This window comes from Halioglobus sp. D3-4, assembly GCF_055809315.1.
Window position 1 is genome coordinate 1934054 of the sequence record NZ_CM147907.1, and the last position, 15277, is coordinate 1949330.

The 15277-nt window shown below is 58.3% G+C and carries 11 protein-coding genes; 2 read left to right on the top strand and 9 right to left on the bottom strand.

Annotated features, from left to right (window positions below):
* Window positions 1-2 precede the first annotated feature (2 nt).
* On the top strand, window positions 3-983 hold the full coding sequence (locus tag AC0L6S_RS08445; RefSeq protein WP_473427980.1) for a tRNA dihydrouridine synthase: 981 nt from the start codon (window positions 3-5) through the stop codon (window positions 981-983).
* Between the two features lie 5 nt (window positions 984-988).
* On the opposite strand, the gene AC0L6S_RS08450 is transcribed toward AC0L6S_RS08445, so the two are convergent.
* Window positions 989-1642, bottom strand: coding sequence for a GDSL-type esterase/lipase family protein (locus AC0L6S_RS08450; protein ID WP_473427981.1), 654 nt, complete (start codon window positions 1640-1642; stop codon window positions 989-991).
* A 116-nt stretch (window positions 1643-1758) separates the two neighbouring features.
* Window positions 1759-2817: a hypothetical protein gene (locus AC0L6S_RS08455; protein WP_473427982.1), complete on the bottom strand. Its 1059-nt coding sequence runs from the start codon at window positions 2815-2817 to the stop codon at window positions 1759-1761.
* A gap of 390 nt (window positions 2818-3207) precedes the next feature.
* Here AC0L6S_RS08455 and AC0L6S_RS08460 point away from each other — a divergent pair, with 390 nt between their 5' ends.
* Entirely contained in the window at window positions 3208-4503 is a 1296-nt protein-coding gene (locus tag AC0L6S_RS08460; protein ID WP_473427983.1) for an esterase/lipase family protein, read from the top strand.
* Here the strand turns inward: AC0L6S_RS08460 and leuB are convergent.
* The 7 genes from leuB to AC0L6S_RS08495 all read right to left on the bottom strand — a co-directional run bounded on the left by leuB (window position 4500) and on the right by AC0L6S_RS08495 (window position 15129).
* Entirely contained in the window at window positions 4500-5609 is a 1110-nt protein-coding gene (leuB, locus tag AC0L6S_RS08465) for a 3-isopropylmalate dehydrogenase (protein ID WP_473427984.1), read from the bottom strand. The genes AC0L6S_RS08460 and leuB overlap by 4 nt on opposite strands.
* A 321-nt stretch (window positions 5610-5930) precedes the next feature.
* Window positions 5931-7490, bottom strand: a complete 1560-nt coding sequence (locus AC0L6S_RS08470; protein ID WP_473427985.1) for an acetolactate synthase large subunit — start codon at window positions 7488-7490, stop codon at window positions 5931-5933.
* A 31-nt stretch (window positions 7491-7521) separates the two neighbouring features.
* Complete coding sequence (locus AC0L6S_RS08475) at window positions 7522-8898, bottom strand: FAD-binding oxidoreductase (protein ID WP_473427986.1); 1377 nt, start codon at window positions 8896-8898, stop codon at window positions 7522-7524.
* Between the two features lie 68 nt (window positions 8899-8966).
* Window positions 8967-10577 (bottom strand): ABC transporter ATP-binding protein, encoded by a 1611-nt coding sequence (locus tag AC0L6S_RS08480; RefSeq protein WP_473427987.1) that lies wholly within the window; start codon window positions 10575-10577, stop codon window positions 8967-8969.
* Window positions 10574-11944 (bottom strand): ABC transporter permease, encoded by a 1371-nt coding sequence (locus tag AC0L6S_RS08485; protein WP_473427988.1) that lies wholly within the window; start codon window positions 11942-11944, stop codon window positions 10574-10576. Before AC0L6S_RS08485 ends, AC0L6S_RS08480 begins: the two co-directional genes overlap by 4 nt.
* A gap of 3 nt (window positions 11945-11947) precedes the next feature.
* Window positions 11948-12925 (bottom strand): ABC transporter permease, encoded by a 978-nt coding sequence (locus AC0L6S_RS08490; RefSeq protein ID WP_473427989.1) that lies wholly within the window; start codon window positions 12923-12925, stop codon window positions 11948-11950.
* A gap of 2 nt (window positions 12926-12927) precedes the next feature.
* Window positions 12928-15129 (bottom strand): ABC transporter substrate-binding protein, encoded by a 2202-nt coding sequence (locus AC0L6S_RS08495; RefSeq protein WP_473427990.1) that lies wholly within the window; start codon window positions 15127-15129, stop codon window positions 12928-12930.
* Between the last annotated feature and the right edge of the window lie 148 nt (window positions 15130-15277).

Below are 15277 nucleotides of genomic sequence, written 5' to 3' on the forward strand. Positions count from 1 at the left end.
CAATGCGCGTGATGATCGCCCCTATGGAGGGCGTAATTGACCACACCATGCGGGAGTTGCTCACCTCTCTGGGCGGCGTGGATCGCTGTGTCACGGAATTTGTGCGCGTCAGCGAACGATTGCTGCCGCCCCGTGTGTTCCATCGACTGTGCCCGGAGCTTGCCACAGACGGGAAAACGGCTTGGGGTATACCGGTTTTCGTGCAATTGCTCGGCGGGCAGCCCACGGTGATGGCGGAGAATGCCGCGCGGGCGGCAGAACTGGGCGCGCCGGGCATTGACCTGAATTTTGGTTGTCCTGCCAAGACAGTTAATCGCTCGGATGGCGGCGCGATCATTTTACGCGAACCGCGGCGGGTGCACGATATCGCTGCGGCGGTGCGCGCGGCGGTGCCTGGGCATGTTCCGGTGACGGTCAAAACACGGCTTGGGTTTGAGGACAAGGAGCTGTTTCTGGATATTGTCGAGGGAATTGAGGCCGCCGCTGTCAGTGAACTGACGATACATGCGCGCACCAAGCGCGACGGCTATCGGCCGCCGGCTTACTGGGAGTCTATCGCGCAGGCACGTGAACGGGTGTCGATGCCGGTAATCGCCAACGGTGAAATATGGAGTGTGGACGATGCGATGCGCTGTCGCGCAGTCACCGGGTGTGAGGATTTGATGTTGGGGCGTGGCGTTATCGCTCGCCCCGACCTTCCGCGCCTGATTGCGGCAGCGAACACGCAGGGCGACACGATCGATGCACTGGGCTGGAGCGGCATAACACCGCTGCTGCTGCGCTTTTTTGAAACGACGCTGCGGCACTACGATGCGCATTGTGCCGGCAATCCGCTGAAGCAGTGGCTGGTGTATATGCGCAGCTATTTTCCGCAGGCCGGGCAATTGTTTGAGCAGGTCAAACGGCTGCGCGAACCCGATGCCATTCGCGCGGCGCTGTTGCAATCCCAACCGGACTCATCGACGGATCGGCACGCGGCATAGCATACCTAGCGTTCCAGCAAACCCTGATCGGCCAGCTCTGAGTGGATACCCTGTGCCAATACCTTGTAGCCCTGTGCGTTGGGGTGGATTTCATCGGCGCGCAGTGCGCTGTCTGACAGCACTTCTGAGAAGATATCGGGGATCAGTATTGCGTCTTCCTCTTCGGCCAACTCTGCGTAAATCTGCGAATCGGAGAGCGCGCCTATGCTGGCCCGCAGCAGGGACAGGCGCGGTACGGATACCAGCGCCACGGCTGCACCCGATGCCGCCGCTTCACGGATGATTCCCTGCAGGAATGTCTTTACCTGCGGCTCCGGGGTCTTCCTGAGGAAGTCATTACCGCCCAGTTCGACGATGACCAGATCGGGCCGATGCCTCGACAGCAGTGGTGCCAGGCGACCACCGGCCGCGCGAGCAGTGTCACCGGAAACACCGGCGTTGATGACATCCAACCCCGATAACGCGGCCAGCTGGCTGGGATAATCCTCACCAGCGTCGGCGCCCACGCCGTGCGTCACACTGTCTCCAAAGGCCAGCACGACTGCATCCGACCCTAAGGTCGTGTATTGTGCGCGGTCGGCACAGCTGGCCAGGGAGAGCATGCAGAACAAGGCCGCAAGCAACCAGCGTACCGCGTGTATTAATCGCGTGTAAGGCATGAGGAAAAGCTTACCACAATCGTTTTGCCACTATCACGATGGGGGAACCCGAAACCCAATTTCGACACTCTGTTTATTCAGTATAAGCTGGATATCAGCGCCGACAGAGCAACGCGCTAGAAGGTCGCACCGAGTCCGATGGGGAGGCCGAACTGTAAGCCCAACGCAGGGTCTCCGTCGTCGGTGACACCAACAAACAGTCCCAGCGGAAAAGGCAGTTTGCCGGCTTCTTCAAACAGTGCCCCGGGATAGATATTAGCGCGCACGGCCAGACCTTCGGTGCCCCTGACAATCAATGATGCCAGTAGGCTGTTGTTCCTGTCGTAGAAAACGCCGGCGCTGGCGCGGAACTTGTCGGGATTGATGGACTCCGTCGAGGCGCCCAGGCCCCAGGAAAAGTCATCGCCAGTGTCCATCGCGTGTGACAAACCCAAGAGATTGGTGATCCCCATATAGACAAACATACGCGTGTCGTCTGTCGCAAACCAGCGCGGGCGCACTACATAGCTCATGCCGACGTTCAGCGCCTCGTTCTCTTCGACGTCGTACATCGTCATATGCGGCCACTCAACCGGGTCGAGGTTATCCTTTATCCAGCGCGCGCGTTTGTCCGAACTGTAAAGCCAGATACCCAGCGGACGGAACAGGTAGAAATCGGCAATTTCATCGGTGCTGTCTGTGGCCGGTTTTTCAAAACCCTCGGCCAGGAACTCGGTCACCATGGACAACACGCCAGAGGTGACATACGGCCAGGGCACACCGTGCTCCTGAAACCATTCGGCATTCTTGCGGTAAATCATGCCGCCCCCGAACAGGTGCAGGCCATAGTTGGGCAACATGGCGCCGCTGTCACTGATATTGTCCGGGTCCACCGGGAATATTTCAGTGTTGATAAACCGCCGTGTACCACCCTCTTCATCAATACGATTACCCGGGCTGCGCAGGTTGTCACGGACCATACGCAATTTGTCGGCATAGTTGTCGGTGGTAAAACTGCGCTTTACCTGTAGGGAATCCAATGTGTAGGAAGAGAAGGAACTTAGCGGGTTGAACAGTGCCTCGGAACCGTACTCCTTTGGCTCATAGAAAATCACGGCCTTATCTTCTGCCTGTGCAGCAACACTGACAAGAGTGATCACCAGCACGCCCCATACACATCGATATCGGTTGTTCAAAACGTCTGTTTCTCCTTTCTTATTATGTCTGTTGCCGGCGAACGCTGAGCGGGTTATCCCATCTCACAACAAAATGCGGTAGCGCTCAACAACAGGCGCGCTAACAGGCACTACCTGGCTAACGATATGAAAGTGCGCCCGCGTTACCGCCTCTGCAGTATAGGAGATATACACCAACTGTGTGCGGGACTGAGCACAGGTACGACGCGGGCCGGCGCTAAACAGCCTGCGACCTATAGAAAAGATAATGTATTACATTTGTTGACGTTTGTATTACATTTATTATACTGCGGAGGTACGCTAATCGCTGCAGCCGGCGAGGCGATGCCCAACGACGCTTCTGGGCGTGTCGGGCAACACACTCTCTACAGAACTTTCTGGAGGCACGGCATGAAAACGGGATCAACTCTGCACGGGAGTGCGAATCTGGTATTTGACGCGGCAGATGGCATCACACACATTGTCGAAGGCATGTACCGCAATATAGCCTCCACCCCCCTCCCGCTGGGTGATGCCCCCCAGGGCAGTGCACCCGGTATCGCCGGACTGGTTCTGGACTCGGTGAGAAAGATCAACGGGGTGACGCGCGGCGCTGCCAATCTGGTACTGTCCCGGCTTATTCCCGAACTCGACCGCAGGCTCACGCCCGGCCCTCACCGCGAAGCCGCGATCGCGGCCTTGAACGGCATCTGCGGCGATCACCTGGCACGCAGCGGCAATTCACTGGCCATTCCGATGCAACTGCGTGTGCTGCTTCCCGACGCCACATCGCCAGGAATGTCATCGACAAAGCCACCGCCGTTAGCCAAGCTGTTCGAGATACACAAACGCCCCGTCCAGATCTCGCCATACCCGATCGCGCTGGGCGAGAAAGACTTTGTGCCGGGCAGCCGCCCGCTGGTACTGATACACGGCCTGAGTATGAGTGACCGCGAATGGACCTCGCACCAGCACAATCACGGCGAAGCACTGGCCCAGCACAGTGGCTATACAGCCATTTACGCGCTGTACAACTCGGGTCTGAATGTCTCAACCAATGGACGTGAACTGTGCCGGCAACTGACAGACCTGTTTGATGCATGGCCGGTGCCCATTGAGTCCGTGACAATGATCGGTTTCAGCATGGGCGGCCTGCTCGCACGCAGCGCCCTGCACCACGCAGCGCAAGAACAGCACGACTGGCTCGACAAAGTCGACAAGGCGGTTTACATCGGGACGCCACATCACGGTGCGGTGATGGAACGGGGCGGTTACTGGCTGCAGAAAAGCCTGACTTACAGCCCCTATACGGCACCTCTAGCAGCGCTGGGTCGTATTCGAAGTGCCGGTATTACTGACCTGCGCCACGGCAATGTGCGAGACGAAGACTGGCAGCACCACGATGAGCACGATGATCACACTGACCGGCGCCAGCCCACGCCGCTGGCAGACGGCATCACACACTATGCGATAGCGGCCACGGTATCCAAACGCTCGGGCGCTCTGTCAGGGAAGTTGCTCGGCGATGGCCTGGTACACCCTTCCAGTGCCACTGGTCGACACCGCAATCCATCCCTGAATCTGGCGTTTGAGGAAGGTCATACCAGAATACTGTACAACATCGGTCACCTGGCAATGCTGCACGATGTGCGTGTGCGGGAACAGTTGACGCAGTGGCTTGGCCGCGACGACACAGGGAAGCGCTAGCCGACTTTCGGCATCGCCCGGAGCGCCGTAACCACCCTGTCGCCAAACTCTGCCGTGCTGATCATTTTCACATCGCTGCCCGGTTTGGACAGGTCCGCGGTGGAATAGCCATCGGCAAAGACACTCTGCATCGCGCTCCACACATTTTTGGATTCCTGCAACATACCGAAGCTGCTCTCCAGCATCATCGCAACGGAGCCAATCATGGAGTACGGGTTGGCAATGTTCTGGCCGGCGATATCCGGCGCCGAGCCGTGTGAAGGTTCGTAGTAGCTCTTCTCCGGTCCCTTGCACTCGGAGGGCATCAGGCCGAGAGAGCCGAGAATACCGCCGCCCTGATCGCTCAGGATATCGCCAAACATATTCTCCATCACCATCACATCGAACTGCCCGGGATTGAGGCAGAGCATGGTAGCCGCTGCATCGACGAGTATATGCTTGATCTCGACTTCGGGGTACTCAACGGCGACTTCACCGAGTACCTCATTCCACAGCACGCTGGATTTCAGCACGTTGCTCTTGTGAATATTGTGCAGCACTTTTTTGCGGCGCATGGCCAGTTGCAGCGCCTCGTGCATGATGCGGCGAATCTGCTCCTCGTCGTACTCCAGTGTCTCGCGCACATAGCGCAGCCCCTGCGCGTTGACGCCCTCTTCCTTGTCGCCAAAATACAGGCCGCCCACCAGCTCTCGAACCATCACGAGATCGATGCCCTCACCGATAACCTCGGCTTTCAGAGGCGAGAAATGCCCCAGGGATTTGGGCAGGAATACGGGGCGAAAGTTAGCGAAGGTGTTGTAGCGCCGCCGCATTGGCAGCAGTGCACCGCGCTCCGGGCGCATGTCGTCGGGGATTTTCTTGGAATCTTCGTGGTTCAGGCCGATAGGCCCTTTGATAATCGCGTCGGCTGCATCACAGATCGCTACGGTCTCTTCGGGGAACGGGTGGCCACATTTGAAGTAGGCTGAGGCGCCAAAATCCGCTTCTATCAACTCGAAAGTCACATCGTTGCGCTCTTCCACGAGGCGGAAGACCTTTACTGCCTCGGCCATGATTTCGGGGCCGATACCGTCTCCGGCCAGCAGGGCGATCTTGTAGTTTTTCATACTGTAGTTCTCTGGATTCAGTTCAAGGTTGTGCCGAGGACAGGCGGCCCCGACTGCAAAAAGGCGGCCATTCTACTTTAGATGCCTAAAAGTTTCACCGATTTGGTCCAGACCATAATGATTCGCATCTGCACGATTCAGCTACGTAGACGAAGAGACTGATCTATTTCCGCGCGGTCGGGGGCGTGCGGCGACAGGAGGGGCTGCCCCGCTTTATGGGCACGTCGCCCCGAGCCTGCAGATGGAGAGCCCACCCCTCTTTAAGAGCAGGCTCGCCCACCCGCAGGGTTTCCACTGCAAAGCAATTGAGGATGAATATCCTCAAAACAGCGTGGGTACCATCGCGTCAATCAGCCTGGGGCCGCGTGAGTTCATAGCTTCGGCGAACAACTCATTGAACTCTTCTGCGGAGGTGGCGCGCTCCGCCTGTACACCCATGCCGCGTGCCAGTGAAACAAAGTCGAGGTCGGGGCCGTCGATGCGCAGCATACTGGCCGCCTTTGGGCCGGGCTTGCCGCCGCGAGCGCCGGTGCGGCCGAATTCCAGTTCTAGGATGCTGTACTTGCGGTTATTGAATATGACCACAGTGACATCGAGGTCTTCCCGGGCCATCGTCCACAGCGCCTGGATGGTGTACATCGCGCTGCCATCCCCTTCGAGGTTCACGACTTTGCGGTCGGGGCAGGCTATTGCGGCACCGACTGCTGCCGGGAGGCCCCAGCCGATGCTGCCGCCGGTGAGACTCAGCCAGTCGTGCGGTCGCGCTGTGGCGGTGACCGGTGCCAGCGCGAGGCCGCTGGTATTCGCCTCGTCCACTACCACGGCCTGCTCGGGCAGGTAGTGGGCAATTGTCTGCGCGGCGGCATTTACATCCAGGTTTCCACTGGGCAGATCCGGCAGCGCAAGCGGATGCACATCCGGTTCCACAGCATCGGCGTCGAGGCGATCCAGCAGTGCCTGCAGGCACTGGTCGATATCGTCGTCGGGACTGGCGAGCCTGAACTCATCGCACTGTGCAGGTGCCATGCAGCTGGGTACGCCGGGGTAGGCGAAGAACGAGACCGGCGCTGCGGCACCGATCAGGATCAGGTGGTCGAGGTCCTTGATATGGTCGATGGCCAGTTCGGCCAGGTAGGGCAACCGCTCCAGCACACCTGTGCCTGCGCCGCGCGCCTGCCGTGTCGGGAAGGTATCGGTACTGATGCGCGCACCGCAGGCTTTACCGATACGGCTCAACAGCAAACCGCGCAGCAGATCCACCTCGCGCCCGCCAATCATCAGCATGCAGTTTTTTCCGGAGGTAAGTTTCGCCACGGCCTCATCGATGCGGCTGTTCGGCACCGGTGTTGGCACGGCAATCTCGATAGCGCCCTCTGCGCCATTGGGGTTGTCGCCCCAGGAGACATCGGCGGGCAGCATCAGCGTTGCAACCTTGCCGGTGCCCGCCTGACGTACTGCTTCTGCCCCATCGCGCGCGATATCATCAGCAGATTTGGCGGTATGTACCCAGTGCGAAACCGGGCCGGCGATGCCCTCTATGTCGGCTGTCAGCGGCGCGTCGTACTGCAGGTGGTAGGTGGCGTGATCACCGACGATATTTACGATCGGGACATGCCCTTTCTTTGCATTGTGGGTATTGGCCAGTGCATTTCCCAGTCCGGGGCCGAGGTGCAACAGTGTCGACGCGGGCTTACGTGCCATACGCGCATAGCCATCGGCGGCGCCGCTAAGGACACCTTCGAACAGACACAGGACACAGCGCATGCCCTCCACCTCATCCAGTGCCGCGACGAAATGCATCTCAGAGGTGCCGGGGTTGGTGAAACATACCTCGACACCATTATTGATCAGGGTAGTCAGTAAACTCTCTGCGCCGTTCATGCGTTACTCCACAAAATGGTGGGACGATTTTTCAGCTGGCTGCCAGTGCTTCAGCGGTAAAAATCTTGTTCGGGTTAAGGATGTTTTTCGGGTCCAGCATCTTTTTCATAGCCATCATCAGCTGTAACTCCTGCGCACTGCGACTGCGATACAACTGTTCGCGTTTGCTGATACCTATGCCGTGTTCCGCCGAAACGGAGCCCCGATGGTGCTGCACCGTTTCGTACAGCAAGTCACTCAGTGCCTGATGATCGAACTCCGCGGGATCTTTCGAGCCGAGGATCAGGTGCAGGTTACTGTCGCCGAGATGGCCGAACACTATACAGACAGGGTCCTGCAATGTATTCATACCGCTGCGAATGTCATCGATAAAGCCCTCCATCCTGTCCAGCGTAACACTGACATCGAAGGGGATAATGGGCCCTAACTTGAAGAGTTCCAGCACATCATCACGGATTTCCCACAGCGAATTGCGCTCCGCTTGCGAACGCGCCAGCACGGCATCAGCGATCAGGCCTTCCTCCATGGCCTTCCCCAGCACGGCTTCAAACTGTTCCGCATCACTTTCAGGCGCTGACCCCAGCGTCTCGACCAGCACGTAGTAGGCACTGCCGTGCGGCAGTGGCGGTGTGTGCAGGCTGCCCTCGCGTGTGATGTACTGGTAAAATTCAGGCCACATCACTTCAAAGCCTGATAGCAGCCCTGCCGTGCGCGCGTCCAACCAGCGCAACAAGCCGGTCAGTGCCTCGAAGCTGTCAACCGCCAGAAGCGCGGTATTCTCGCTTATCGGGTTGGGGCGCAGGCGAAACACGAGACGAGTGATCACCCCCAGCGTACCTTCAGCGCCGATAAACCACTGCTTGATGTCATAGCCGGTATTGTTTTTGAGCATTTTGTTCAAACTGGTGATCACGGTGCCATCCGCCAGGACCACTTCCATCCCGAGGATCAGTTCACGCGCCATACCGTAGCGGATCACCCTGTTGCCGCCGGCATTGGTTGCTGCAATACCGCCGAGCGTCGCGGAGCCACGGGCGCCGAAATCCAGCGGCAGCAACAAATCCTGTTCCGCGGCAGCCTCGACCGCCACCTGCAGGATACAACCGGCCTGGACGGTCATCGTGCGATTGCTGGCGTCAATCTCCTCAACTGCGTTCATTCGCTCCAGCGAAAGGCCAAACTCACCGCCGGTCTTGATATGCCCATTGGCCAGCCCCGTTTTACCCCCGATCGGGACCACGGACTGATCGGCTGCGGAACACAGGCGGAGAATGCCGGACACCTGCTCGGTGGTCTGCGGCCGCAATATAACATCGGGCAGTACATCGTCAGACTGGATACGCAAACCGGTTTCTCCCAGCAGTTCGCGCAGCTGTTGAAGCAGTTCCGGGGCGGGTTCGGATACCATCTGTTCGGCTCCTTGCGGTGTCGGCCTACCAGCCATCCCCATAGTCTAGATGATGCAGCCCCGGCCTGCTACGCGGAATCCACCCGCGGAACCGAGGCCAGTAGCGCCTGCGTGTAGGGGTGCTGCGGCCGGGTCAGTATTTGCTCGGCGCTGCCCTGTTCCACCAGTTTCCCGGCCTGCATCACTCCTACGCGGTGGGCGAGGCTGGGGACAATGGACAGATCGTGCGTAATGAACAGATAGGACACCCCAAACTCGCGTTGCAGTTCCTGCAACAACTCCAGTACCTCGGCGCGGATAGAGACATCCAGGGCGCTGGTCGGTTCGTCGCAGATGATCAGTTCCGGTTCCACGGCCAGCGCCCTGGCGATGGCAATACGTTGTAACTGGCCGCCGGACAATTCATGCGGATGGCGATGACTGTAAGCCGCGTCCAGCTGAACGCGCTTCAGCAATGCCGCGACACGTTCATCGCGCTGCGTGGTGGTCAGGCCCATGCCGAGGCTGTCCATCCCCTCACTGATAATCTGTGCCACAGTGAGGCGTGGGTTCATCGACGAGTACGGGTTCTGGAAAACCACCTGGATTTTTTTACGATAGGGCAACATTGCGCGCCGGCCCAGCGTTTGAATGGGCTGCCCGAGAAAGGTAATGGTTCCCTCCGCGACGGGCTCGAGGTTCAAAATCGCGCGCCCCAGCGTGGATTTGCCACTCCCCGACTCGCCCACCAGCGCATAGGTCTCGCCGCGGCCGATCTGCAGTGACACACCGTCTACTGCGCGCGTGTAATCCACCACACGTTGCAACACGCCCTTGCGGATGGGGAAGTGTACTTTGACATCCTCGAGTTGCAACAGGGCTTCATCCACCGCACTTTCGTGGAAGTGCGCTAGATCTGGCAGCGCATCGATCAGACGGCGGCTGTACGCTTCACGCGGGTTGCGGAAAAATTCTGCTACCGGGGCGCGCTCGATGATTTCACCGCGGTACATCACCGCCACCTCATCGGCGATATGCTTGACCACACCCATGTCGTGCGTAATCAGCAGTACCGCCAGTTGGCGAGAACGAGTGAGACCGCGGATCAGGTTGAGCACCTGCGCCTGTATGGTTACATCCAGTGCAGTAGTGGGTTCATCGGCAATCAGGATATCGGGCTCACAGGCTAGCGCCATCGCGATCATCACACGCTGTTGCTGCCCGCCCGACAGCTGGTGCGGGTAAAAACTGTAGCGCGCGTCTGCCTCGGGGATACCCACTTCTGCAAAGAGTTGCACCACACGCTGTCGCAAGGTATCACCGGCCAGACGGGTATGCAGTCGCAGCGTCTCCGCCACCTGCTCACCGACCGTTTGCACCGGGTTCAGCGCACTCATCGCATTCTGGAAAATCATCGCCACGCGCTCGCCGCGCACCGTCTGCATGCTCGCCTCGGACAGATCGAACAGATCTTCATCGCCCACCCGCACTTCGCCGCCGGTGATACGCAGGGCGCCGGGCAGCAGGCGCATAGCCGCCAGTGATGTCACCGACTTACCGCTGCCGGACTCACCCACCAGTGCAAATATCTCGCCGGCATGCAGCTCCAGACTGACACCCTTGAGGATCACCTCAGCGGTCTCAGCCACTTCAACCTTGAGATCGTTCACCTGCATCACGGCGGGAGTGGGTGTTGTCATGTGGCAGACCTCCCGGTAGCGGAACGGGGGTCGAAGGCATCGCGCACCAGGTCTGAAAACAGGTTGGCCGCCAGCACCAGCACAAACATGAAGAAGAAGGCGCCGCTCAGTGTCCACCAGACAACCGGCTCACGCGACAATTCCGACCGTGCGCCGTTGATCATATTGCCCCAGCTGGCCATGCTCGGGTCGATGCCGACGCCGATATACGACAACACCGCCTCGGCCAGCACCAGCGCGCTGAAATCCAGCACGAAGGTAATCAGGATAATATGCGTGACATTGGGCAGGATATGGCGCACCAGTATGCGCTGGTGACTGACGCCAAATGCATGCGCCGCCTGTACATAGCCCAACTGGCTGATTTTGAGCGTCTCGGCGCGTATCAGTCGGCACAGGCTAGACCAACTGGTCACGCCGAGAATAAAGCACAGTGCGAGAAAACGCGCGTCGGCTTTCTCCAGTCCGACCGTGAAGAAATCCGGGTTGAGGTCGATATACACCTGGAATAACAGCACCGAAGCGGCTATCAACAGAATGCCGGGAATGGAACTCAAGGTGGTGTACAGGTATTGCACCACATCGTCCACCCAGCCCTTGAAATAACCCGCCATCACGCCCAGCGACACCGCGATGGGCAGCATAATCAGCGTGGCAAGCGTACCCAGTAATACACCGGTGCGTATGCCCTTGATACTCTGGTACGCCACATCGGCACCGCCCAGGTCAGTGCCCAGCACATGATAGTAGCGGCTGATATGTACCAGCCACACCGACAGGCAGATCACCACCGCCTGCGTTATCCAGGACGTGTGCCAGGGGAAGGGGCTGCGGCGCAGCAGCAGCCACTGCGGCGCTATCAGCAGTACGGAAAACAGCACACCCCAAAGCAGCGCCGTCACCGAACGCGCTAACACATCGTCCCAGCGATCATCCGGATGTGACAGGTGCACTCCGGCGTGTTCCAGCGGCGGAAAATCGCGATAGGTATGGCCGGCGTCATCCTTCATATCCTGCTTCTCGAAGGAGTCCAGCGCAAAGGGTGCGGAGTACGTCCGCTCGTATCGATCCCCCATGCCTCCCAACATCACATCCAGTACGCTGGTGACTTTGTTATTGTAAAAAACCTCGCCATCGGGCGAGCCGGCCACTGGCTCAAGTGCGCGGCGGAAGTGCATTGAATCCAGCAATGCGACACCCACGTAAACCAGAATAATGGTCACGCTGACCATACCCAGACGTGTACTAAATACCTGCCGCCAATGCTCCCGCGTCTGCGGATCGCGCCGCAGGCGAAGGAAGAATAGGCACAGCACAAAGACCAGAAGGTAAATCAGCAGATCTGACCACAGTATCAACGGCTTCATGAGCTAATCCAGCCGCAGCCGAGGATCGGCCCAGGTGTAGGAGATATCAGTCAGTATCAGGCCGACGATGTAGAGGATGGAGCCAATAAACACCATCGCGCGCACTATCGCAAAATCCTGCGAATTGATCGCATCCAGCATATAGCTGCCAAGCCCGGGTATGCCGAAAAACGATTCAATCAGCAATCCGCCCATAAACAGGGTCGGAATCACCACCACTACACCGGTCAAAATCGGTATCAGCGCATTGGGCAAAATGTGCCGAAACAGAATGCGGATTTCGCTGGCGCCCTTGGCCCGGGCGGTGCGCACATAGTCCTGACTGGACTCCTCCAGAAACAACGTGCGGTACCAGCGGGCACCGGCACCGATGCCGGCTATCACGCCGACCAGCACCGGCAGTAGCAGGAACTTCCAAGGCTGGATATCGCCATTGAATCCCGATATGGGCACCAGCTTCCAGGTTTTGGCGACCAGATACTGGCCACCGATGATATAGAACAGATAGGAAATCGACATCAGCGCGACAAACACAAATACTGCCCAGCGATCCAGTCGCGTGGCGTGAAACATTACGACCATCAGCGCCACACAGATATTCACCCAGATACCGATCACAAAGGTGGGCAGCGCTACAGCGAGACTGGGCCACATGCGCGTCGACACGTCGGTAGTGATATCGCGGCCGCTCTCGGAGCGGCCGAAATCAAACGCAAACAATTTCACCGACTTGGTAAAGAAGATTGTCTCCGTTACGGCGTCACTGCCCTGCCCCTGCGGATTGTAAAACAGCGGCAGATCGTAGCCATTCTTACGTTTCCATGCCTCGATAGCATCCGGCGTCACATATTTTTGCCCGAGTTGTGAAACCGCCATATCGTCCGGTGAATTCACCACAAAGAACAGCATGAACGTCAGCAGGTTGACACCGATCAGGATGGGAATCGCGTAAACCAATCGCCTGATGATATATGCAAACACAGCTATCTCCCGTTGTGCCTGGCCGTGGCATTCTGGCGGCGACGATAAGCGACAATACCCGGCAGTAACAGACTGGCCAGCAACAACACAGCCGCGTAGAGCGGCCAGGTCACCGGCTGATTCCACTTCAATTGCATTTCCTCGCGTTTGGCGTCATCCACGCGCGTGTACTTGAGGGTAGACTTGGAAATACCGTGCCGCTTGTTGTTGTGTACCCAACTGTTATTCAGGTAAATCTCCTTGGGGAAGAAGGCATAGAGCCACACCGCGTCGCGCCGGTACAGCTCCACCATACGCGCCACCAGTTCGTCGCGCTCGGGTCCGGGCGGCAACACGCGCATTTTACGGAACAGTTCATCGTATTCTTCACTAGCGTAGTTGGAGTTGTTGGCGCCGTCGCAGGCACATTCCAGCGGACTCTCAGGACCATACAGCAGGAATAGGAAGTTTTCCGGGTCCGGGTAGTCAGCCAGCCAGCCGTGCGAGTAAATCTGCGTGTTTCCTGTCAGCAGCTTTTCCCGCGTGCGATTGAAATCTGCCGGACGGAACTCCACCTGCACACCGATATCGGAGAACACGCGGTCGATCCAGTTCATCGAGGTATTGCCAATCGCCTGCGACTGCACATCGATGAAAATCTTCAGCGGCTCCCCGGTACGCGCATCGCGTCCATTGGGATATCCGGCTTCGGCTAAAAGCTGTCGGGCGTATTCAATGGACTTGCGCCGCGGCTCCCCGTCCACCCAGTCATACACATAGGGGTTGATACCGGCCTCCCCCTCGAGGTGTCCGGGTATTCCCGGTGGAATCAGGGTTTGCGCAGCGATGCCATTGCCTTTGTAAAAGACGTTGAGGTATTCCTCTGTCAGAAACGCAATCTGCAGCGCCTGACGCAATTTGCGCTTGTCCTCGGTATAACCGCCCACCACAGGGTCACGCATATTGAAGCCGTAATAGTACAGACCCGGTTTCACATCTGGCGACATAGTGATGTCATGAGCACTCAGCTCCGGCGCCATTTCCACGCCTTCAGGGCGCACCACGAATGCCTGGTCGAACACGCCCGTCGTATGCGAGTGCACTTCACCGGAGCGGTCATAGTAGCCCTGCATAAACTTGGTCCACAGCGACAGACCCGATTTTTCCAGACGGAAAACTGCGCGATCGATAAACGGGATGGGCTTTCCGGCATCGACCAGATTGCCGGCCTCAAAATCACCCGGCGCGCCCTCGGTGGGAAAAAAATCCGGGTGATAGTTGGGGTTTCTCTCCAGCACAATTTCGCTATTGGGATCATTTTTTACCATCATGAAGGGACCGGAGCCCACCGGCCACCAATCCAGTGTCAGGTTGCGATCAGCAAAACCCGGATTGTGATAGAAGCGATCCACTTCCGGTGCCACCGGCGAGAAAAACGGCATGGCCAGCCAGTAGACAAACTGCGGATAGCGACCCTTTATCGTAATGGTGAGCGTGAGATCATCCACGACATCCAAGCCTTCTAGCGGGTACTCATCGAGATTCAGCCAGGTATCTCTCGGAAGCTCGGCGACACGCTCTGAAAACGCCTTCATGCCCACGATGTACTGGGACATAAACCCCAGCATCGGGGAGGCATTGAGTGGATCAGCGAGGCGTTTGATCGCGTAGGCGTAATCGTTGGCGTTGACAGGCCGATCTCCGGTCACGGGGAAATCCGGGACCTGCTTGTACTGCGCGCCGTCTGCTGCAGTCTCAAACAGGTACAGCGGCTCACCCTTTTCATCGAGCGCGAAAGCGGGGTGCGGCTGATAGCGCAGATCATCGCGCAATGTCAGCGTATAGCGCGTGAACGCCACCGCGTCGTCGCTCTCCTCTACCGGCTGCCCTTCGCTGTTGAGGTAGGTGACCTCCGGTCCAGACGCAAGTGCACCCGGTATCAGTTCGTACGGCCGTTTGAGGAAGTGATAAGCCATCGGCGGCTCATAAATCTGCATGATGAACAGTGATTCATCAGTGGCATAAGACAGCGCCGGATCCAGGTGCTTGGGTGGTGAGGGCGACATCATCGACTGATATGTCAGTTTGCCGTCGGACAACGGCGGGTTGGGATTATTCCATGGCGGCTCGCCGCAGGCGGCCAATCCACCAAGCACCAGAAGCAACAGCACGCGCATGCATCGGTAGGTGGCAGTCCTGTTATCGATAATCTTTTCGGCTGTCATTGGTCGTGCGGTAGCTAACATTAACGCAAGCGCGCAAGCATAACCTGTTGACGCGCCGCGCGCACCCCGAAAAAGGGCGCGACACCCGCGCCTTAACCCCTATAATGCATTGCTACTAACACCACCACCCGATCAGAGGAGCATACTG